At 67.7% G+C, this 21,794-nt stretch carries 21 protein-coding genes; 13 read left to right on the top strand and 8 right to left on the bottom strand.

What is annotated here, in order from left to right:
• The first annotated feature begins 77 nt into the window (after positions 1-77).
• The 3 genes from AB0L57_RS24560 to AB0L57_RS24550 all read left to right on the top strand — a co-directional run bounded on the left by AB0L57_RS24560 (position 78) and on the right by AB0L57_RS24550 (position 3,059).
• Positions 78-479 (top strand): hypothetical protein, encoded by a 402-nt coding sequence (locus AB0L57_RS24560; protein ID WP_364966429.1) that lies wholly within the window; start codon positions 78-80, stop codon positions 477-479.
• 204 nt (positions 480-683) lie between these two features.
• Complete coding sequence (locus AB0L57_RS24555; protein WP_364966427.1) at positions 684-1,553, top strand: SGNH/GDSL hydrolase family protein; 870 nt, start codon at positions 684-686, stop codon at positions 1,551-1,553.
• 285 nt (positions 1,554-1,838) lie between these two features.
• Entirely contained in the window at positions 1,839-3,059 is a 1,221-nt protein-coding gene (locus AB0L57_RS24550) for an acetyl-CoA C-acetyltransferase (RefSeq protein WP_364966424.1), read from the top strand.
• Positions 3,060-3,182: 123 nt separating this feature from the next.
• Here AB0L57_RS24550 and AB0L57_RS24545 read toward each other — a convergent pair whose 3' ends face one another.
• From AB0L57_RS24545 to AB0L57_RS24530, 4 genes are read right to left on the bottom strand one after another with little or no spacing between them, the layout of a single operon-like run.
• Entirely contained in the window at positions 3,183-4,604 is a 1,422-nt protein-coding gene (locus AB0L57_RS24545; protein WP_364966421.1) for an MmgE/PrpD family protein, read from the bottom strand.
• On the bottom strand, positions 4,601-5,440 hold the full coding sequence (locus AB0L57_RS24540; protein ID WP_364966418.1) for a cyclase family protein: 840 nt from the start codon (positions 5,438-5,440) through the stop codon (positions 4,601-4,603). Before AB0L57_RS24540 ends, AB0L57_RS24545 begins: the two co-directional genes overlap by 4 nt.
• A complete protein-coding gene (locus AB0L57_RS24535; RefSeq protein ID WP_364966416.1) occupies positions 5,437-6,279 on the bottom strand; it encodes a CoA ester lyase in 843 nt (280 codons plus the stop codon). Before AB0L57_RS24535 ends, AB0L57_RS24540 begins: the two co-directional genes overlap by 4 nt.
• A complete protein-coding gene (locus AB0L57_RS24530; RefSeq protein WP_364966414.1) occupies positions 6,276-7,061 on the bottom strand; it encodes an IclR family transcriptional regulator in 786 nt (261 codons plus the stop codon). The genes AB0L57_RS24535 and AB0L57_RS24530 overlap by 4 nt, the downstream gene beginning before the upstream one ends.
• 246 nt (positions 7,062-7,307) lie before the next feature.
• Here AB0L57_RS24530 and AB0L57_RS24525 point away from each other — a divergent pair, with 246 nt between their 5' ends.
• The 5 genes from AB0L57_RS24525 to AB0L57_RS24505 all read left to right on the top strand — a co-directional run bounded on the left by AB0L57_RS24525 (position 7,308) and on the right by AB0L57_RS24505 (position 13,660).
• Complete coding sequence (locus AB0L57_RS24525; RefSeq protein WP_364966411.1) at positions 7,308-8,675, top strand: FAD-binding protein; 1,368 nt, start codon at positions 7,308-7,310, stop codon at positions 8,673-8,675.
• Positions 8,676-8,716: 41 nt separating this feature from the next.
• Positions 8,717-10,186, top strand: coding sequence for a dihydroorotase family protein (locus tag AB0L57_RS24520; RefSeq protein ID WP_364966409.1), 1,470 nt, complete (start codon positions 8,717-8,719; stop codon positions 10,184-10,186).
• Positions 10,187-10,197: 11 nt separating this feature from the next.
• Positions 10,198-11,415 carry a CoA transferase gene (locus AB0L57_RS24515; protein ID WP_364966406.1) on the top strand — a complete coding sequence of 406 codons (1,218 nt, stop codon included), beginning with the start codon at positions 10,198-10,200 and terminating at the stop codon, positions 11,413-11,415.
• 30 nt (positions 11,416-11,445) lie between these two features.
• A complete protein-coding gene (locus AB0L57_RS24510) occupies positions 11,446-12,753 on the top strand; it encodes an MFS transporter (RefSeq protein ID WP_364966404.1) in 1,308 nt (435 codons plus the stop codon).
• Positions 12,754-12,961: 208 nt separating this feature from the next.
• The gene (locus AB0L57_RS24505; RefSeq protein WP_364966401.1) at positions 12,962-13,660 is read left to right on the top strand and encodes a hypothetical protein; all 699 of its coding nucleotides are present in this window, start codon (positions 12,962-12,964) and stop codon (positions 13,658-13,660) included.
• Positions 13,661-13,850: 190 nt separating this feature from the next.
• Here AB0L57_RS24505 and AB0L57_RS24500 read toward each other — a convergent pair whose 3' ends face one another.
• Both AB0L57_RS24500 and AB0L57_RS24495 read right to left on the bottom strand, forming a co-directional pair.
• A complete protein-coding gene (locus AB0L57_RS24500) occupies positions 13,851-14,705 on the bottom strand; it encodes a Bax inhibitor-1/YccA family protein (protein WP_364966399.1) in 855 nt (284 codons plus the stop codon).
• A gap of 132 nt (positions 14,706-14,837) precedes the next feature.
• Complete coding sequence (locus tag AB0L57_RS24495) at positions 14,838-15,989, bottom strand: methyltransferase (protein ID WP_364966397.1); 1,152 nt, start codon at positions 15,987-15,989, stop codon at positions 14,838-14,840.
• Between the two features lie 72 nt (positions 15,990-16,061).
• On the opposite strand from AB0L57_RS24495, the gene AB0L57_RS24490 reads away from it, so the two are divergent.
• The 3 genes from AB0L57_RS24490 to AB0L57_RS24480 all read left to right on the top strand — a co-directional run bounded on the left by AB0L57_RS24490 (position 16,062) and on the right by AB0L57_RS24480 (position 17,853).
• Positions 16,062-16,643: a hypothetical protein gene (locus tag AB0L57_RS24490; RefSeq protein WP_364966396.1), complete on the top strand. Its 582-nt coding sequence runs from the start codon at positions 16,062-16,064 to the stop codon at positions 16,641-16,643.
• Positions 16,644-16,693: 50 nt separating this feature from the next.
• Complete coding sequence (locus tag AB0L57_RS24485) at positions 16,694-17,152, top strand: DUF6153 family protein (protein ID WP_364966393.1); 459 nt, start codon at positions 16,694-16,696, stop codon at positions 17,150-17,152.
• Between the two features lie 71 nt (positions 17,153-17,223).
• The gene (locus AB0L57_RS24480) at positions 17,224-17,853 is read left to right on the top strand and encodes a DUF305 domain-containing protein (protein WP_364966390.1); all 630 of its coding nucleotides are present in this window, start codon (positions 17,224-17,226) and stop codon (positions 17,851-17,853) included.
• A 45-nt stretch (positions 17,854-17,898) separates the two neighbouring features.
• Here AB0L57_RS24480 and AB0L57_RS24475 read toward each other — a convergent pair whose 3' ends face one another.
• Entirely contained in the window at positions 17,899-18,186 is a 288-nt protein-coding gene (locus AB0L57_RS24475; RefSeq protein WP_364966532.1) for a hypothetical protein, read from the bottom strand.
• Positions 18,187-18,378: 192 nt separating this feature from the next.
• On the bottom strand, positions 18,379-18,855 hold the full coding sequence (locus AB0L57_RS24470) for a hypothetical protein (RefSeq protein ID WP_364966387.1): 477 nt from the start codon (positions 18,853-18,855) through the stop codon (positions 18,379-18,381).
• Positions 18,856-19,146: 291 nt separating this feature from the next.
• Here AB0L57_RS24470 and AB0L57_RS24465 point away from each other — a divergent pair, with 291 nt between their 5' ends.
• On the top strand, positions 19,147-20,424 hold the full coding sequence (locus AB0L57_RS24465; RefSeq protein WP_364966385.1) for a helix-turn-helix domain-containing protein: 1,278 nt from the start codon (positions 19,147-19,149) through the stop codon (positions 20,422-20,424).
• Positions 20,425-20,521: 97 nt separating this feature from the next.
• Positions 20,522-21,769 carry a helix-turn-helix domain-containing protein gene (locus tag AB0L57_RS24460; RefSeq protein WP_364966382.1) on the top strand — a complete coding sequence of 416 codons (1,248 nt, stop codon included), beginning with the start codon at positions 20,522-20,524 and terminating at the stop codon, positions 21,767-21,769.
• Positions 21,770-21,794 lie beyond the last annotated feature (25 nt).

Below are 21,794 nucleotides of genomic sequence, written 5' to 3'. Positions count from 1 at the left end.
TCTCCACTACTATGCGGTGCGTGAGGATGCCGAAGACAGCCCGGGCCGCCGCAGTCGTGGCCGGGACAGTCGGGGCCGTGACCGCCATTGGGTCCGCCTCGGCCAGCGCACAGACCGTCGAATTCCCCCAGACGCCGAGCCTGTTCTACGGCGGGCTGTGCGGGGGCAGTATCCGGACGTGGGCCGACACCAGCCCCGACTATCCGGGCCGGGCGGTCCTCAATGTGCAGGCGCTGCCGATTCAGGGCGTGGGGTCGGGCCAGTATCCGCTCGCGCCGCTGTGCAATGTCGACACCACCGTCGCCTGGCGCAATGTGAACACCGGCGCCGCCGGTGAGTACCGGCTCAACGTCGTCTCCGGGATCTACGGCAGCATCCTGTACGCGAACTTCCAGGACACCGGGGCCGGGCACATCGAGGTGACGGTCACCACGAACAACCTCAACGTCCCCGCCCACGGCGCATTCGACGTCGCCTGAGTTCGCTCCGGGCGACCGCGGGCCGACCCGGTCACCCCGCGCGAGACATGTCGCTGGTCGGCGCGCACCTGATCACCGCATAATCGGTAGGGCCGATGCGCGCTGATCACAGCCGCGCGCCGGATACGCGATCCCGGTTCCTCGCCGGATGTCGTCGTGTCCGGGCCGGCAGACGACGCAGGAGACGAAAGCGGGAGGTGTGCGGTGGCTTCCAGAACGTGGCGCACGGTCGCGGCGAGTGCGGCCGCCGCGGTGGCGGTCGGCTCCGGGGCGGGCACCGCGGGCTGGGCGACGTATCGGCTACTGATGTCGCAGGCGCGGGCCGCGCGCACGGTGATCGGCCGCGACACATCCAAGCCGCCCGAGGCCGACGGGGTCTACACCCGGGCCTGTGCCGCACCCGAACCCTGGCGCGCGGGTGTGCCGTTCGACATCCATCTGATGATCTTCGGCGATTCCACGGCCGCCGGTGTCGGCTGCGTGGATGCCGAACAGGTCCCGGGTGTGCTGATCGCGCGCGGTCTGGCCGATACCACCCGATCGCGAATTCGGTTGAGCACCAAGGCGATATCCGGCGCCACCTCCAAGGGCCTCGCCGGTCAGGTGGACGCGATGTTCATCGCGGGACCACCGCCGGACGTGGCGGTGATCATGGTCGGCGCCAATGACGTCACCAAGAAGCATTCGATAACCCGCTCGGCGGCGCGACTGCGGACCGCCGTCGCGCGACTGCGTGCGGCGAACGCGATCGTCGTCGTCGCGACCTGCCCCGACCTCGGCACCGTCGCCGCCATCCCGCAGCCGCTGAGTACGGTTGTCCATCGCTGGAGCGCACGCCTGGCCCACGCCCAGGCCGCCGCGGTCCGGTCCGCCGGCGGCACCACTGTGGCCATGGGTGATCTGCTCGGCCACGACTTCCGCAGCACCCCCGAGGTCCTGTTCTCCGCCGACGGCTTCCATCCCTCGGCCGCCGGTTACGCCCTGGCCGCCGAGCACATCCTGCCGGCGGTACGCACCGGACTCGGCGCCGACCCGGTCATCCCTTGCGCGACGGTGGTCCAGCTGTCCCACTGAGCGGGACAGCGACTTCAGGGGATTCCGAACCGACCGCGCGTGGAGATTGACCTTCCGGAAATGGTTCAACCCCAATGGGTTTCGGCCCGCCTCGATTGTGGAGCGACGGAGGGAGGGAGCGCAGCGACCGACCGGAGGAGTGAAAAATCGAGGCACAGGGGGCCGAACCCCCGCCGGAGCGAAGCGGAGGCAGACAACACAGTAAATTCAATGGGGAATTTTGTCGTACCTGTGTACCGAAACGGTTGCCTGACTGTTTCGGCGCCCACCCAATAAGGAGTCCTCATGCCAGAGGCCGTCATCGTCTCGTTCGCCCGCTCGCCGATCGGCCGCGCGGGCAAGGGTTCGCTGGTGAGCATGCGCCCGGACGACCTTGCCACCCAGATGGTCCGCGCCGCCCTGGACAAGGTGCCGGCGTTGAATCCCGCCGACATCGACGACCTGATGCTCGGTTGCGGGCAGCCCGGCGGCGAGGCCGGATTCAACATGGCCAAAGTGGTCGCCACCCAGCTCGGCTACGATTTCCTGCCCGGCGTCACCCTGAACCGGTACTGCTCGTCGTCGCTGCAGACCACCCGAATGGCGTTGCACGCCATCAAGGCCGGTGAGGGCGACGTCTTCATCTCCGCCGGTGTCGAGACCGTGTCCCGGTTCCCGAAGGGCACCTCCGACGGCTGGCCCGACACCCACAACGACAAGTTCGCCGAGGCCGAGGCCCGCACCACCAAGCGCGCCGAGGGCGGCTCCGACGGCTGGGCCGACCCGCGTGCGGCCGGCGATCTGCCCGACGTCTACATCGCGATGGGCCAGACCGCGGAGAACGTCGCCCAGTTCACGGGCATCTCGCGCGAGGACCAGGACCACTGGGGCGTGCGGTCGCAGAACCGTGCGGAGGAGGCCATCAAGTCCGGCTTCTTCGAGCGCGAGATCACCCCGGTGACCCTGCCCGACGGCACCGTCGTCTCCACCGACGACGGCCCCCGCGCCGGTACCACCTACGAGAAGATCTCGCAGCTCAAGCCGGTCTTCCGTCCCGACGGCACCATCACCGCCGGTAACGCCTGCCCGTTGAACGACGGTGCCGCGGCCCTGGTGATCATGAGCGACACCAAGGCCAAGGAGCTGGGTCTGACCCCGCTGGCGCGCATCGTGTCCACCGGTGTGTCCGGTCTGTCGCCGGAGATCATGGGCCTGGGCCCGATCGAGGCCGTGCGCAAGGCGCTGAAGATCGCCGGCAAGACCATCGACGACATCGATCTCTACGAGATCAACGAGGCCTTCGCCGTGCAGGTGCTGGGTTCGGCCCGCGAGCTGAACATGGACCTGGACAAGCTGAACGTCTCCGGCGGCGCCATCGCGCTGGGCCACCCGTTCGGTATGACCGGTGCCCGTATCACCGCCACCCTGATCAACAACCTGCAGACCCAGGACAAGCAGTTCGGCCTGGAGACCATGTGTGTCGGTGGTGGCCAGGGCATGGCGATGGTCATCGAGCGCTTGAGCTGACAACTACCGGGTGTGCCCCCCTGGGCGTACCCGGTACGGCACCGATGTGCTCACGAAATCGGCCGGCCGGTTCGTCATCCACCGGAGATGACGAACCGGCCGACTCGCTTTTCCGGCGGCGCCTCAGTCACGCACGATCGACATCAGGGCATCGATCGAATCGGCCGCCGGGAGCGCCAGCGCCCGCTCTGCCACCGAACGAGCGGCCGCCTCGGACAACCGGCCCACCACATTGAGGTCGAACTTGCGGGTGAGCTCGTCATCGGTCAGGGGATTCGCCGGGCCGCCGCGATTGTGATCGACCCGCGCCTCGTGCCAGGCACCGTCGCGGGTGCGCACGCGCAGAACAGCGGGGAACTGGTGCGGATAGATCTCATCGCAGCGATCATCACCGCGCGCGACCACCAGCGACGCCAACTCCAGCGTGCGGGGATCCTTCGCCATGGCATCGGTGAAATCGGCATGTCCCACTCCCAGTCCCGATCCACCGAGCAGTGCCCGCGCGACCGTGAACGGGCCGGAAAACGCCGCGTGATAACCGGATTCCGGGGCCGCCTTCGCCGCCGGAGGTTCGGCGATGGTGCGCAGCACCGGCTTCGGCACGCCGAGATCGATCGCCACGATCTCGGCGGGATCCAGTCCGCCGGCACGCAGTGCGCGCGCGGCATCGATCCCGGCGTGGGTGAAGTGATTACACGGATACGGCTTGAAGAAGATGCCGGGCAACTCCCAGTGCTCGCCCAGCCCTTCGGTCACCTTCGCCACATCGGCGCGGTCGCCGCAGAACGCATGCAGGAATCCGAAGCGCCCTTCGATGACGGTGGGCGGACCGGTCAGTCCGTGCCGGGCGAATTCCGCTGCGGTGACACCGGAATGCGCTGCCCAGCCACAGTGCGCGCGCTTGACCGTGCCACCGGTCCGATTGGCCTCGAGCAGACCGGCACCGAAACTGGCGGCGATTCCCATCGCATCGGCGATGCCTTCGGCATCCAGCCCGTACAGCATCGCGGCGGCCGCCGCCGACCCCACCGCACCGCAGATCGAGGTCGCGTGCTGGCCGCGCTCGAAGAACTCGGAATTGCCGAGTTCCTCGTCGTAGCCGCCCATACCCAGGCGCACCGCGATCTCGATGCCCACACCGGCCGCGTCGAGCACCGCGGCACCCGAGGCACCCGTTGTCTCACCGACCGCCAAGGCCGCCGGCACCACCGATGCCGAGGGATGCAGCACCGAGGGCAGATGGGTGTCATCGGAATCCATCGAGTGGGCGAGGGTGCCGTTCACCAATGCCGCTGTGGCAGCGGGAAAACGCTGCCCGGTACCGATTCCGGTCGCCCGCGCCGCACCGGCCCACTCGCGGGCCACCGCGACGACCGCACGCGCGGACGGCTGTTCCTGTGCGGCCAGGGAATTACCGAGCACATCGAGGACCCGTCGAGCCACATCGGTGCGCAATTCCCCGGTGAGACCGGCGGTTCGACTGTGGTCGGCCAGCGCGGCCAGCCGGCCGACGACCGTTCCCCGCAGGTCGTGGCGGCTGCTCACGCGGCCACCACCGCGACGGGCCGCACCGGCGATCCGGTGCCCCCGGTGATGCGCAGCGGCGCCATGACGAAGGTGAATTCGGTGAGGCCACGTTCGCCGGCCGCCTCGAGGTTCAGATGCTCGATGATGTGAATACCGTTCTCCACCAGCAGGATTCGATGCACCGGCAGCACACTGTGGCCCTTGCCGGCCGGAATCTGTTCGAACGCGGTGGTATCGGCGCCCGCGGCGACGATACCGGCGTCGGCGAGCCACTGCGCCGCGCCCACATCGGCGCCCGGGACCCCGTCCTGTTGGCCGAGATAGCGTGCCGAATCGTCGAAGTACCGGGCCCAGCCGGTGCGAATCAGTACCACGTCGCCGCGGCGCGGCGTCACGCCGGCAGCGTCCGCGGCGTCGCGCAGATCCTGTTCGGTGACAGCACTTCCGGCTTCGAGCGCGGCGACCCCGCGCACCCGCGCCACATCGAGCAGCAGACCGCGGCGAAGCAGGAACGGAATGGATTCCGCGCCCAATTGCGAGAATCGCCCGCCCTTCTGGGCCTGTTCCGCATCCACACCGCCGTGCAGTTTGCCCTCGTGACTGACATGGGAGAGAGCGTCCACATGCGTACCGACGTGACCGCCGGTCACGATGATCTCGTTGGAGGCCGACCCGCCGTCGGGCCGGACCATGTCGCCGTGCCTGCGGATCAGGGTCATCCGGAACCCGGGGTGGTTGGGTGAGCACGGCATTCCCGTCGTATGGGGATGTCCGAGCTCGACGATGTCGACATCGGTGTCCACCACGGCGCTCAACAACGCGTCCGGTCCGGTGGTGACGATCTGTGTGGTCATACATTCACTCCTGATGCTGCGGTGGCTTCTGCTCGATCCAGGACGAGGCGTGCGTTCGCGACGACGGCCGGGTCGATGAACCGACCGTCGTCGTCGAGTACCGCCGACTCACCGGCGGCGACCGACTCGGCCGCGCGATCGATGATCTGTCGAGCTGTTCGTTGTGCGTCCGCCGACGGGGTGTAGGCGTCGTGGACGATGTCGATCTGCTTCGGGTGTACGACGGAGCGCCCGAAGAAGCCCTGGGCAAGGCCGGCGCGGGAGCTGTCCGCGAGCCCCTCGAGGTCGTCGACGGCGGTCCAGACGCTCTGGACCGGAGAGTTCAGCCCGGCAGCGCGCGCCGCCGCGACGATCCAGCCCCGGGCCCAGGCGAGACCGCTCGGCTGTACCCGCATATCGGCGGCGAGGTCGGCCTCGCCCAAGGCGATCCCGGTGATGCGCCGATGACATTGTGCGATGCGCGGGGCCGCCAGCAGTCCCGCGGCGGATTCGATGATCGCGTGGACGTCACATGACAGCTGGTCGGCCACGGCCGACACCGACTCCGGCTCATCGGCTTTCGGAAGCCGGACACCGGCCGGGGCGACGGAAGCCGAGGCCAGCGCGGCGAGTTCGTTGTCGAGCCATTCGGATCCGACGACGTTGAGCCGCAGCCAGATCCTGCGCCCGGGCGGCGCCGTACGCAGCGTATCGAGCGCATTCTCGAGTGCCCGATCCTTCGCGGTGACCGGCACGGCGTCCTCGAGATCGATGACCACGGCATCCGCGCCGCTGTCGAGCGCTTTTCCGATGCGGTCGTGCCGGTGCCCCGGCACATACAGCCAGCTGCGCGGTGTCATGAGCGCTCCGCGACGGCCGGCCGAAAGCCCAGAGCACGCGAAACCGACTGCGCCGCTTGAATGACCGAACTTTCGTACCGATCGCACACCTCGTCGGTCATCCGGTAACCGGGGCCGCACACCGAGACCGATCCGACCACCGAGCCGTCCGCTCCGAAGACGGGCGCGGCAACCGATCCGGCGCCTTCTTGGCGTTCGCCGGTCGATCGGCAGACACCGCGCTCCCGTGCCGTGCGCAGCGTCGCGCGCAATGCCGCCGAGTCGACGATCGTCGCCGAGGTCAGGCGGGGCAGGGGCCGCGCCAGCAGATCGTTCTGTTCCTCGTCGGACAGATGGGCCAGGATGACCCGGCCCGACGAACCGCTGTGCAGGTCGAATCGCTTGCCCAGATCGACGGTCATCTTGATTTCGTGGGTGCCCTCGACCTGATCGAGATAGACGCGGCCGCCCGGAACACGCGCCGAGACCGTCGCCGTCTCCCCCGTGACCCGCTGCAACTCCACCAGCGCCTCTCGGGCCATCCGCCGCAGCGGTGACACATCCAGTGCGCGCACGCCCAGCGTCGCGGCCGCGGGACCGAGGAGATACCGGCGCGTCGCGGGCTCGTAGAGCAGCAGGCCGCTTTCGACGAAGGCGGTCAGGATGCGGTGGGCCACCGCCTTGGACATACCGGTCGCGCGGGCGATCTCCGAGACGCCGAGCGCGCTCGAGCGGCGACCGAATTCGAGCAGCACTTCCGCTGCCCGCGCGGCGGCTGTCGTGCCGCCACCGGAGGACTCCATCGTGGCTCCGTTCTCCGAAGTCGTTGTGTGTTGTGCCGAGCGGCGAAGCCAGTACACCGGCGCCGCAAACCCAAAACCAGTTGTACCGCTTAGCGAAACGATTGTCTAGACGTTCTAACGATCTTGAGTTCAAGCTTCTACCGAGTTATTCCACCAACCAGCCTCTTGCGTCGTGAATGCCGAGGGTGCATAGTGCGGAGGACCACATTCTGGCGTTCCGCCAAGCGGAACACATGAGGAGGAAGCGTGGAGAGTCCTGATTTCGATCTCGTCGTCGCCGGCGCGGGCGGCGGGCTCGTCGCTGCCCTGCGGGCGGCCGAACTCGGGTCGAATGTGCTCGTCGTCGATGCCGACGAGCACTTCCAGCGCGGTAACAACACCTCGATGTGCACCGCGATGATCCCGGCTGCGGGGACCCGCTGGCAGCACGCCGCCGGTGTCGTGGACAGTCCCGAGCAATTCCTCGGCGACATCGACCGCAAGACCGGCGGGACCGCCGATCGACGGGTGGCCGCCGCGCTGGCGCGGGCCGGCGCACCACTGGTGACCTGGCTGGCCGATTCGCAAGCCTTGGACCTCGAACTGGTCACCGACTTCCGCTACCCCGGGCACACTACCGATCGGTGCCACACCATCGCCGGGCGCCATGGCTCCCGCCTGCTCAGGCACCTGCTGGATCGCGCGAACGCACACCCTCGGATCGAGGTCATCGCACCGATGAGCCTGCGCGAGGTGCACACCACCGAGGGCCACATCTCCGGCGTCGAGATCGCCACCCCCGACGGGCGCAGCGAGCGGGTCACCGCGCCCGCGGTCCTCCTGGCCACCAACGGTTTCGGCGCCGACCGCGCTCTCGTGCGCCAGTGGATTCCCGAGATCGCCGATGCCCACTATCACGGCGGCGGCCACAGCCGCGGCGACGCACTGCGGATCGGCCGCGGCCTGGGCGCCGACACCGGCTTCCTCGACGCGTATCAAGGTCATGCCGCGCTGTCCTCGCGCAGCCAGACCCTCATCGGGTGGGCCACGGTCGTGCACGGCGGAATCATCGTCAACCGCGACGGACGCCGCTTCGCACCCGAATCGACCGGATATTCCGAGTTCGCGGCAATTCTCGCCGCGCAGCCCGGCGGTACGGGCTGGATCGTCATCGATGAGCACATCGAGCAGCTGTGTTCGGCCTTCGACGACTTCCGGGCCGTCGCCGACAGCGGCTCACTCGTTCGCGCCGACAGCGCCGGGGAGCTCGCCGAGAAGCTGGCTGTTCCCGCCGATGCGCTCGCGGACGAATTGGCGGCCGCGCACCGTTCGGCCGCCGGTCGCGAAGCCGACCGGCAGGGACGCACCGACGAACGGCACGCCTTGACCTCGCCATACATCGGGATCGCCATCACCCCGGCCCTGTTCCACACCCAAGGCGGGCTCGTCGTCGACGACCACGCGCGCGTGCTGGCCGGCGGTTCACCGATTCCCGGTCTCTACGCCTCGGGCGGCGCGGCGATCGGTATCTCCGGTCACGGCGCGAGTGGCTATCTCGCCGGCAATGGACTCATCGCCGCACTCGGCCTGGCCTACCTGGCTGCCGAACACGTCACCAGCCCCGTTCCCGCCTGACCATTTCACCCTCGGATTTCTGCCAGGAGAAGAAGAGAATCATGACCAACTACCTCATCAAGAACGGCACCGTCGTGCGCACCGACAACGCGGCGCCGGAGAACGGGGAGTCCGCCGACATCCTCGTCGTCGACGGCAAGATCGCCGCCATCGGTCCCGACCTGAGCGGCGATGCCGTGGCGGGTGCCGAAATCGTCGATGCCACCGGCAGACTCGTCTTCCCCGGTGTGGTCGACGCGCACCAGCACTGGGGTATCTACAACCCGCTGGCCCAGGACACCGCCACCGAGTCCCGCGCGAGCGCGCAGGGCGGAGTCACCACGGCGCTGACCTACATGCGCACCGGGCAGTACTACCTCAACAAGGGCGGCGCCTACGCGGACTTCTTCCCGGAGGTGCTCGACGCCTCGGCCGGGCGCAGCTACATCGACTACGCCTTCCATCTGGCGCCGATGTCCAAGCAGCACATCGGCGAGATCCCGGACCTGGCCGCCGATCAGGGCGTGACCTCGTTCAAGATCTTCATGTTCTACGGCAGCCACGGTCTGCACGGGCGCTCCGCGTCGCAGAGCGATTTCCTGATGATTCCGGAGGACGAGCGCTACGACATCGCGCATTTCGAGTTCGTCATGCGCGGGGTCCAGAAAGCCCGGGAGCAGTTTCCCGAACTCGCCGAACACATCTCGCTGTCGCTGCACTGCGAGACCGCCGAGATCATGAGCGCCTACACCAAGATCGTCGAGCAGGAGGGCACGCTCAGCGGCCTGGCCGCGTACAGCGCTTCGCGCCCGCAGCACTCCGAGGGACTGGCCGTGACCATAGCCTCCTTCCTCGCCGACGAGACGGGGCTGCCGAATATCAATCTGCTGCACCTGAGTTCGGCCAAGGCACTGAAGGCGGCCATGAAGATGGCCGAGGCGTTCCCGCACGTGAACTTCCGCCGCGAGGTCACCATCGGGCACCTGCTCACCGATATCGACAACGCGAACGGTCTGGGCGCCAAGGTGAATCCGCCGATTCGCCCGCGCGAGGACGTCGAGGCGCTGTGGGAGCATCTGCTCGCCGGAAACATCGACTGGGTCGTCTCCGACCACGCCTGCTGCAAGGACGAGGTGAAGTTCGGCGAGGACCGCGACGACGTGTTCGCCGCGAAGTCCGGATTCGGTGGCACCGAATACCTGCTGCCCGGCCTGATCAGCGAGGGACGCAAGCGCGGTGTGTCGTTGCGCCGGATCGCGCAGCTCACCGCATCGAACCCGGCCGATCGGTACGGCCTGCCCGGTAAGGGCCGTCTCGCCGAGGGCGCCGACGCCGATATCGCGATCGTCGACCCCGACCGGACGTGGACCGTGCGCGCGGCCGATTCCGAATCCACCCAGGAGTACACACCGTTCGAAGGGTTCGAACTGACCGCCGCGGTCACCGATACCTTCGTCCGAGGCAATCGAGTGCTCGCCGACGGCACGATCACCGGCAGTCCCGCCGGTCGCTACCTGTCCCGGCCGTACTGAGGAGCTGCTCGGTGACCGACGATACGAACGAGAACCCGCCCGCGGGACCACTGCGCGGGCTGAAGGTTCTCGATGCCTCCACCATTCTGGCCGGACCGCTCGCAGCCCAGATCCTGGGCGATTTCGGGGCGGAGGTGATCAAGATCGAACACCCGGGCAAGCCGGACGGGATGCGCGGGCACGGACTCGACAAGAACGGTATTCCGTTGTGGTGGAAGATGATCAGCCGCAACAAACAGGCGATCACGCTGAATCTGAACACCGCGGACGGGCAGGCGATCTTTCGTGAACTCGCACGCGAAGCGGATGTCGTCGTCGAGAACTTCCGGCCCGGTACCTTCGAACGCTGGGGTCTGTCCTACGCCGAGCTCTCGGCCGCCAATCCCGGATTGATCATGTTGCGCGTCACCGGCTTCGGACAGCACGGCCCCTACGCGAAGCGGCCCGCCTTCGGCACCCTGGTCGAATCGATGAGCGGCTTCGCACATCTGACCGGGCAACCCGATGGTCCGCCCACCCTGCCGGCCTTCGGGCTGGCCGACTCCATCGCCGGAGTCGCCGGATCCGCGGCGGTATCGATGGCCCTGCTCGACCGTGAGCGCAACGGTGGTGCCGGCCAGGAGATCGACCTCGATCTCCTCACCCCGATCATGACCGCCGTGGGTCCGGGCGTCATCTACGCCGACCAGCTCGGCATCGACCAGGAACGGACCGGTAACCGGTCACAGAACAACGCCCCGCGCAATCTGTATCGCACCAAGGACGATCACTGGGTGGCGATTTCCACCAGCGCGCAGGCGATCGCGGAACGTGTCATGCGCATCGTGGGCCATCCCGAGGTCCTGGACGAGGAGTGGTTCGCCACCGGGCGGACGCGCGCCCAGCACGCGGATCTACTCGACCGCTATGTCGGCGACTGGATCCGCGATCGCACCCGCGACGAGGTCACCAGCGTTTTCGAGGAGGCCGGCGCCGCGGTCGCGCCGGTCTACCGACCGAGCGATCTCCTGGTCGATCCGCAGGTCGTCGCGACCGACATGATCACCACCGTCGACGACGACGAGCTCGGACCGATGCGTATGCACAACGTGATGTGGCGAATGGGCCGGACCCCCGGCACCATCCGCCACACCGGACGACCCGCAGGTGCCGACACCGACACGGTCCTCACCCACCTCGGGCACAGCCCCGAGGACATCGACAATCTGCGGTTGCGCGGAGTCATCTGACCCGCCACAGCTTCATCCGAGGAGTTCGCTATGAAATCGCGTTGGCTGACTATTGCCATAATTCTGGGATTGGTGGTGGTGAATTATATCGACCGCAGCGCAATCTCGTTCGCCGCGAGTGACCTGCGGGATGAATTCGGAATCACTCCCAGTGATTACGGAATCATCAGTTCCGCATTCTCGATCGGCTATATGCTTTTCGCCCTGTTGTCCGGACCGCTGGTCGACCGTTTCGGCTCACGCCGCGTCCTGATCACCGGAATGTTCATCTGGGCGGCGGCGACCGCGTTGACCCCGTTCGCGGGTGGGTTCATGGGCCTGATCCTGCTCCGGCTCATCCTGGGTTCGGGTGAGGCGCCCTGTTTCCCGGCGGCCACCAGGATCGCCAGCCGCTGGTTGCCCACCCAGGAGCGCGGTAAGGCACTGGCGCTCATCGGCGGTGTCGCGGTCTCCGGCAGCCTGCTGATCGGCGGCCCCATCCTGACCCAGTTGATCGCGTTCACCGGCTGGAAGGGCATGTTCTGGGTGCTCGCCCTCGCGGGTGTCGCGTGGGTGGTCGTCGCCTATCCGTCGCTGCGGAACTCGCCGAACGAGGCATCATTCGTCTCCGAGGAGGAATTGCGTTACATCCGCGCCGGGCAACTGGACGGCGAGGACAGCAGTCACGAGTCGAGCACCGATTGGGGCGCGATCCTGCGCAACCGCAATCTCTGGCTGGTCGGTCTCGGCTACTTCTCCTGGGGATTCATGTTCTGGGCCTTCATGTATTGGCTCCCGCAGTATCTGAAGGGCGAGTTCGGACTGTCGATCAAGGCAGTCGGCGCATTCTCCATCGCGCCCTGGGCGGCCGGTGTGGTGGGCGCGCTGATCGGCGGCATCATCGTCGATCGCGTCTACAAGAAGACGCACAGCATCCGATCGCGATTCGTGATCATCGGTGTGGCACTGCTGCTCGCCGGCGCCTCGATCCTGCCGATCCTCGTGGTTCGCGGGAATCTGACGGTGGCCCTGATCTGCATCTCCGCCGGAGTGGGGTTCGGATTCGTCACCGGCGGCATCTGGTGGGTCGCCGCCATCGACGCCGCCCCCGCACAGCCCGGCACCGCAGCGGGATTCGCCGATGCGTGCTTCGCACTCGCCGGCATCATCGCCCCGTCGGTCATGGGCTTCATCGTGGACCGAACCGGTACCTACGACGGCGGATTCATCGCCATGGCGGTGCTGTGCCTGATCGGCTCGCTGGCGCTGCTGCTGTTCGCGGAGGAACCGCGGCGTCGGCAGGTCGCCGGAGCACACGGCCACGCGGCAACCGAGGACGGAATGCCCGCGGCGACCTAGTCCGACCCGCACCGCACGCGCGAAATATTCGGAATTCATTCCTGTACAACAGGAATTCCGCACACACCACTGCCCGGGACGTACCGCCCCTGATACCGCAGTGAGTTCACAACACAATTTCACCGGACCCGCATTTCCCCGAGTCGGGCACGTTTGCCGATCCGGAAAAACGGATCGAATCGTCCGGGAACGAAGAGAAAGCAATTCGATGAGGAAAATCAACCTGGCCTGCTCCATGCTCGCCACCGCTGTCGGCGTTACTGTTGCATCAACTGGATTGGCGACGGCCAACCCCGCCGACCCAGCGGTGAACTACACCGCCACCACCACTCCCACCCAGACGATCATCGCGACCGACGCCGGTTCGCTGGTGAACGACCACGGCGTATTCACGGTCCGGGCGGCGGACGGCACCACGCTGGCCGGCACCGATCTGTCGTTCCGCGTCGACGACTTCGTCTTCCCGATCGACGCCGACATCGCCGGGCGAACCGCCACCCTGACCCCGCGATTCGATCTCGCGCACGCCACCTATCGACCGGTCGCCCTCCCCTATGACGACACCGCCCCGTGGAAGACCCCCTACGACCGTGAACAGGCCGCCTGGACCCGGATGTCGAGCACCATCATGACGGGCGCGAGCCTGGGCACCCTGATCGGCGGACTGGGCGGCGCCGCCGCCGGTTGCGTGCTCGGCGGAATCGCCGGCGCGACGGTCGCGGCGGCCACAATCGTCGGCATGTTCGGGCCCTTCATCCCGGCCGCCGCGGTGGGTTGCCTCGGCGGAGTCGTCGCGGTGGGAGCCCTGGGCACCGTCGCGGGACAACTGCTCGTCACCGCCCCCGCGGCGGTCATGGCGGCGGTCCAATACTTCACCACCGTCAATGCGCCCTTCCCGGCGAAGTGACGACGCCGCGCGGGCGCATCGCCTGAGCTGATCATCGTGGATGACGACGGGTGGTTGCCGATCCGGCAACCACCCGTCGTCATCCACGATCGGACCAGCATCGCCACCGGCCACGCCCGGAAATGCGAACAGGCGGCCGCCGGATCGGCGACCACCTGTTCGGATGTCGAGCCCGTGACCGGGCGCGGTATCAGTCGTTCTGCAGATAACTCAGCAGACGCAGGATCTCGAGGTACAGCCAGACCAGGGTGACGGTCAGGCCCAGGGCGACGCCCCATGCGGCCTTCTCCGGAGCCCCGGCGCGAATCAGCTGATCAGCGGCGTCGAAGTCCAGCAGGAAGCTGAACGCCGCGATGGCGATGCAGACCAGGCTGAAGATGATCGCGATGGTGCCGCCGTCGCGCAGACCGAAGCCGCCGGGGGTGAAGAAGGCGGCGATCAGGTTGCCCAGCATCAGCACGATGACGCCGATCATGGCGCCGACCAGCATGCGGGTGAACCGCGGTGTGACCCGGATGGCTCCGGTCTTGTACACCACGAGCATGCCGAAGAACACACCGAAGGTGCCGAGGACCGCCTGAGCGATCAGGCCGCCGCCACCGACACCACCGAATTCGACGTTGGTGAACATGAACGACAGCGCGCCCAGGAACAGGCCCTCGGCCGCCGCGTAGCTCAGCACGATGGCCTTGTTGTCCTGCTTGCGACCGAAGGTGGCGACCATGACCAGCACGAAGCCGACCAGACCACCCACGATCACGAACAGCGGGGCCAGCGAGTGGTTCGCGGCCGTCGCACCGTAGGCGATGATCGCGGCCAGGGTGACCACACCGAGCGTGATGCCGGTCTTGGTGACGACATCGTCGATCGTCATCGGCCGGGTGGCCGGGGCCTCCTGATATCCCTGCTGAACGCCGTAGGGGTTCTGCTGCTGGCCGTACTGCGCGAACTGCCCGGCGCCCGCAGCCGCCGAACCGAATCCCGCGTATCCGCCGCCCTGTTGTTTCGGCAAATTTTTGAAGATCGGGTTGCTTGTGGTGCGCACCGTTCCCGTGCCTTTCCGAAGTAGCGGTCCACGACCGTCGTGTCCGTGTCTGAGTATCCAACGATCCGGCCGGGGAGCAAGTTCCCGAACCGGACAGAAAATCGGACATATCAGACTGTACTTGCGCGTAATCTACTCTCGCCGGGCGCTGTGCAGGCCACACACGGACCGAGTGACGGTGAATTTGCGATTACGGCCGACGACATCGGTCGCTCCGACCAGACGGTCCATGACCCCGCGATAGTTCAGATGACTGTTGTAGACGGTCCACAGTTCACCTCCCGGCCGCAGCACCCGGCCGGTCTCGGAGAACATCTTGATCGCCGAGCCCGTGTGCACCGCCGCGCCGACATGGAAAGGGGGGTTGCACAGGACCAGATCCGTACTGCGATCACCGACCGCGGCCATGGCGTCGTCGCGCACCACCGTGACTCGGTCACCGACGCCGTTGGCGGCGGCGGTGGCGCGCGCGGAGGCCACCGCGGCGGCGGATTGATCGGTGCCGACCACCGTGATGTGCGGGCGCGCCTTGGCCAGTGCGGTGGCCAGAATGCCGGTGCCACAACCGAGATCGATGGCCTCGCGGGCGTCGGGTTTCATCCGGTCCAGGTGATCGAGCAGGAACCGGGTGCCGATATCCAGGCGCGGGCCGGAGAACGCGGCACCGTGCGCGACCACCTCGAGGTGCAGTTCGCCGAGTTGTTCCCGCACCGGAAAACGCTGCGTACCGGGCGATATCGGTCCGGTCGCGGTGATGGTCCGCGATTTCTGCCGGCCACGGCTGGCCTGGACACCGGAAAAGTACTCGGCCAGCACCTCGTTCATCGCGGGAGTCAGGTACTTGTCGCGCGCCCCGGCGACGACGGTCACGCCCGGATCGGCGTATCGGGCGATCGCATCGGCGATTTCGGTCAGCCCCGAGAGCACGCGCGGCAGGCGCAGCAGCACCACGGTGACACCGTCGAGCAACTCGGGGCCGAGTCCGAGTGGCCGATAGCGATCCGACAGGCCGGCCGCTCTGGCATTGTGCGCGAGCGCCTGTTCACCGGTGAGCAGATCCTGGTGGACCCGGATGTCACGCAGCCCGTGACCGGCTGCCGCACCCAGTGTCAGTGCGCCGTAACCGTCATCGATCACCGCGACCCGCCCGTCACCCGCCGCTGCCAGCAAATCCGCAGCAGTATCGAGGATCAGCCGGTCGGCGGCATCGACAGCGTAGAGATTCACTGCTTCCACATCTGGATACCGCCGCAAGCGGCCCAGCACATCGTCGACCTCCAGCATTCCTACAGTGTGCTAGACCGTTGCCGTGTCGTCACCACGACCCCTCGCCCGATCCGGCCTACCATCAGCCTCATGCGCATCAGGCTGGCATCGACGGTGGTCGCCGGGCTCGCACTGCTGGCGGGTTGCTCGGATGGGAACACGAATCCGACCACACCCGCGCCGACGATCAGATCCGTCCCATCGACACCCGAGCCGACCGCCGCCGCACCGTCGGTGACCACACCCCAGGAGGCCGTGCCCGCCAATGATTCCCGGCTCACCGTGACCGGTGTGCGCATCGGCCACCATCCGGGATTCGATCGGGTCGTATACGAACTCGGCGGCACCGGCGGCCCGCCCGGCTGGCGGGCACAGTACACCGACCGGGCCGTACAGGACGGCAGCGGCAGACAGCTCGAGATCGCCGGTAATTCGATACTCGAGGTCCAGATCCTGGGGTCGGCCTATCCGTGGGACAGCGGCGTCACCCCCTACGACGGGCCGGATCCCGCGACCGATCCCAGCGCACCGGGCATCGCCGGGGTGTACGGCACCAACGCCTACGAGGGCACGACACAGTCGTTCATCGGGGTGAACGGAGACCGGCCGCCCTTCTCGGTGAGCGCGCTGGACAACCCGGTGCGCCTGGTGATCGACATCGCCACCGGCTAGCCGGACCCATACCGCCCGGGGGTAACCCGGCCGTGCGTACACTGGGCGGCGTGCCCGCGCCGAACCGGTTCCCGATGGTGCCCGGATATGTCCGGGCACTCGGCGTACTGACGCTGATGCTGGGCATCGCGCTGATGCACACCCTGGTCTTCGCCACCGGACACGCCATGGCGGCGCCGGCTCCATCGGCGGTCCACGATTCACCGGCGGCGCACGTGGCGCTCGGGGGCCACACGCACCACACGGGCGTTCCCGCGGCCGATCCCACACCGTCTCCGCAGGCGACGACGGACTCCGGCTGCGACGGCTGCATGCCACACGGCGGTATGCACGCATGCGTATTCGTGCTGGTGGCATTGGCTCTGGCACTCGGACTGGCGGTCATCGCCTGGGTCGGCGCCGACGGGCGGCCCGGTTCCGGCCGCCGGACCGGTTCGGATGTCCGCCGCGCCCGCCCGCCCCCATGGACCGTGCTCTCCCTGGCCGAATTGGCGATTCTGCGGATCTGACGGACCCGCCGTATCCGCGCGCGGATACGGGTCCGCCGATTCACCCATCGCAATTCCCCAGGAGCACAATCATGTTCATTTCTCGTATCCGAATCGCGGCGGCGGCCGCCCTCGCCGCCGGCGCCCTGATCGTCGCCGGCTGTGGCAGCGACGATTCCGGCAGCTCCGCGGCACCGTCGCCGAGTTCGGCGATGGCCGATATGCCGGGTATGCAGCACGGCAGCACCCCCGCGACCTCCACCCGCACCGATTTCGACGATGCCGATGTCGCCTTCGCGACGATGATGTACCCGCATCACGCGCAAGCGGTCGAGATGGCGAAACTGGTTCCGGCACGCTCACAGAATCAGCAGCTCATCACGCTGGCCGCGAATGTGGAGAAGGCACAGGCGCCGGAGATGGAGCAGTTCGCGGCGCTGTTGAAGAGTTTCGGGAAACCCGCGCCGCAAGCCACCATGGATCATCCGATGGACGGGGTGATGACCCAGGATCAGATGACCCGGCTGCGGAACGCCACCGGGGCCGATTTCGACCGGATGTGGTTGCAGATGATGATCGAACACCACCAGGGCGCGGTGGATATGGCGAACACCGAGCTCGCCGACGGCACGAATGCCGATGCGAAGACGTCGGCACAGAACATCATCACCGCGCAGCAGGCCGAAATTCAGCAGATGCGCGGAATGCTCGGGCAGAACTGAGGTAACCGACGCGGGTGTGCCGGGCTCGGCGCACCCGCGGACCGGTCAGCTCCCGATGACGGCGTTCATGATGGTGCCCGCACTGGTGGCGACACCACCGCCGATCATGGCGCCGGCGATCATCTTCGGCGATTCCAGGCCGCCGCCGCTCCACTTTTCCCAGGCGAAGCGGCCGCCACCGTAGGTGATGGCGGTGACCCCGGACAGCAGGACGAACCAGGTGAAGTAGCGAACCAGCTTCAGCAGCTTGTCTGCCGCCGGCGGAGTTTCCGGCGTGGGGTTGCCGACCTGAGCCAGCACGGTGGTGTACATATCGTGTGCGACGAGAACCATGCTCACGTTCGTTGTCCTCTCGGATGCTGAGGTGATGCCGGTACTGAGGTGATTCCGGTTGGAGCGCAGAGCATGCGCGGCGACGTGGCGATGACGACTCGTCGGCCGACTCTTATTGAACCTCACACCTGGCCCGGCCCGCAGCCGGACACACCACATCCATGAAAGCGGCCATCACCTGCGTGTTCCAGGTCAACCGACCGGTCCACGCCCGTTCACAGCCGCGATCGCGGGCCGTCCACCACCGCCGACCGGCCCGGACGCGTCACCGCGACGGTGAGATCCGCGGCCGGACCGGCGGTCCCCACACCCCGAATCCGGCGGCCGGTCAGCCGCCGCACGGTCGGCACCGCCCCACGGCGATGGCCCGGCAGCGCGCGTCTGGACATCGCCGGCGACCGGACCGTGCGGGTGCCGGGGCCACCCGGCGAATCGGTCGGCAATCCAGTCGACCAGCACCGGAACGGCCAGGAACTCCAGTGGTGGACGGGCGCCGAGCCGATCCCGCCGACAGGTGAGGCCGGCGCCGGCCTCGCGGTAGCGGCGCACCGGCACATCCACCTCCGCCACCGCGATCAGCTCGTCGTGGACGCCCCGCACCATCGGCATCCGCGGCGACCGCTGGAACGGATCGCGATCGGGCCGCGGCGGCCGGATACGGTCGCTCACAATGTGTCTCCGCCGCCGAGGAACCACGGGTCGAAGGCACACAACGGATTCCGACTGACCGGACGGATCCAGCGCATGCGGTGCGATCGCCGCCGCCCGCGGCGAACACATCGCCGTCTGCGCACCGGACGATTTCTCCGATCGCCCCGCGTCCAGTCTCTCGGCCGGCGTGGCGAAGTCACTGCGCTTCGATACACAGATCCCGGCGGGAGTTTTGTCGCCGGAGACCATTTCCCCTGCGACCGCCCCGGAGGTCTTGCCGGAACCCCTGTCGCCCGCCACAATCGGCCCATGCCGGTTGCCGTTTCGTCCGCGTCGTCACCTTCTTCGGCCTTGCCGGGGATCGCCGGGCGCATGCTCGACCGCCTGCCCCAGGTCGCCGAACGCATCCTCTCCTCCGGTCTGGGCACCACGGCTCCGGCGGCCGATCTGCCCGCCGACCATTTCGTCGAGGTGCTACCGGCGATCCACGGCTGCGCACGCGCCTTCCTGCGCTCGATCGAGCAAGGGCGCGAATTCACCCAGGACGAGGTGTCCGCCTTCGTGGGACCGGTGGTGGAACGGCATGCCGAGGATCGGCTACCACTGCGCATGCTGATGGAAGCGGTGCACCTGTCCGCGCAGCAGGTGCTCCAGGAGGCGGTGTCGCTGAGCGAACCGGACGAGGTGGACCAGCTGGTCGAGTTCGGCTCGCGCACACTCGAATTGCTCATGCACATCAACGTGATCACCGTCGAGGGATACGCCGCGGTCGAGCAATCGATCTATCACCCCGAACGCGAGGCCCGGCGGGCGCTGTGCGCGGCACTGGTGGACGGGCAACCGGCCGCCGGACAGGCCGCGCGCGCCGATGCCGTACTGGCCGAACACTATGCGGTACTGGCGGTGCAGTTGCGCACCGACCCCGAACCCGCCACGGCGGCGAATCTGCTGGTACGCCGAAGGATCCGGATTCTGCAGCACGCACTGGACCGGATTGCCGGTGCCGCCGCGCTGCACACCTTCGATGGTGAATCGGCGATCGTCCTGCTCCCCGCCGGATCGGGATCACACGAGACCACCGGCGCGACTCTCGCGACCGAACTCGCCGAGCAGTTCGGGACCGATGTGATGATCGCCGAAACCTCCTGGACCGCACGGGAAGCGGTACCGGTCGCCGCGCGCGAAGCCACCGAGATCGCGCAGCTGGCCCGGCTGTCCGGCCGTCCCACGGGTGTCTACCGGCTCGACGATCTGCTGCTGGAATATCAGCTCACGCGTCCGGGCCCGGCCCGCGACCGGCTCGCCGATCGGATCGTTCCGCTGCGCCGCACACCACATCTGATGGAAACCCTGGACGCCCATCTGCGCCACGGCTCCGATCGCAAGGCGGCGGCCGCCGAAATCCATGTCCACCCCAACACGTTCACCTATCGGCTGCGCCGGATCGCCGAACTGACCGGTGCCGATCCGAGCGACCCCGGCGGATCGCGGCTGCTGGCGGCGGCCCTGGCGGTTCATCGGCTGCGCCCGGCACCCGGCGGACCGGCGGTTCCCCGGACCGTGCGGGACGAAGCCGGAACATGTTGATCGAGTGGCACTTTCATGCCGAACGATTGCGACCCGTCCCCGGGCCTCGCTATGTTTTCGGCTCGCGCCGGCGAGCAGTGAGAAGGGTAGTGCCCAGATGAATACACACCCCCGCCACGATGTCCGGGTGCTGTCTCGGCAACTGGTCGGCCACTTCGCCGAGCATGTGGCGCCGTGCTCCACCCTGCCCGGTGATGCCCTGCACGGCGATATCACCACGGTGACCAGGGTGTGCCTCGAGTTGACCGTCGACATCCTCGAGGGTCGCGAGGCCGGCGAGAAGGTGGCGCGGCTGCAGCGGGCGGCCGCGAACTGGGCACGCGAGGGCATCCCGATCGACACCGTGCATCACGCGGTGCACGAGGGTTTCCGGCTGGCCTTCGATCTGCTGGTCACCCAGACCGATCCCACACTGCGCCCGGAGAATCCGGCACAGCTGCTGCTGCGCATCCTCGACACCATCACCCCCGCGGTCGCGCTGGCGTATGTGCGCGAACATCAGGCCGCGGTCACCGAACATCACACCGCGGTGCACACCCTGGTCTCGGCGTTACTGGCCGGGCATCCCACCTCGACGATGGCGCGGGCCGGCGGTATCGAGATCGAGCCGTCGTATGTCGTGGTGGCCGTGAGCATTCCGCCACATCCGGACGAATCCCATCCCAATGTGGACGGCAAGGTGGTGGCGCGCCGCAAGCTGCGCCGGCTGCAGGCCGCGCTCGCGGCCCGCGGCAGCGGACGGGTGCTGTCACTGCTGAGTGTCGACGGCGGCACCGTGCTGCTACCGGAGGCGCTGTTCGCCGACGACGAACTCGACGCGGTGTTCGCGGAGCTGTCGGAGGCCGCGCAGGTGGGGATCACCGCCACCGCCAGCACCGCGGCGACAGCGGAGATCTCCACCACCGCCGACCGGGTCCACGAACTACTCGACACCGTACTGCGGCTGGCCTGCCCGCCGGGGCTCTACCGCTTCGCCGATCTGGCGATGGAATACCAATTGACCCGTCCGGGACCGGGTTTGGATCGGCTGGGCACCCTGCTCGATCCGCTCGACGACCATCCGGACCTACTCGAGACGCTGCGCCGGCACATGGCCACCGGACTGTCGCGGCGCCGCACCGCCCGCCAGTTGCAGGTACACACCAATACCGTCGACTATCGGCTCAAGCGAATAGCGCACCTCACGGGGTTGGATCCGGCCCAGCCGGGCGGCCTGTGGTACCTGCGGGCGGCGCTGGTGGCGCGGACCTACCGCGAGTCCGATCCCTCCGGCGCGCCGGCGATCACACGTCTCGGACCGAATCATTGGCCGGACGGTATGGGCAAAGCATTTGCCAGAAGGTAGCCTTGCACCCCGTCACGCACATCCG

The organism is Nocardia sp. NPDC052254 (assembly GCF_040679495.1).
Lineage (GTDB): Bacteria > Actinomycetota > Actinomycetes > Mycobacteriales > Mycobacteriaceae > Nocardia.
This window is presented reverse-complemented; position numbering and strand designations above follow the sequence as displayed.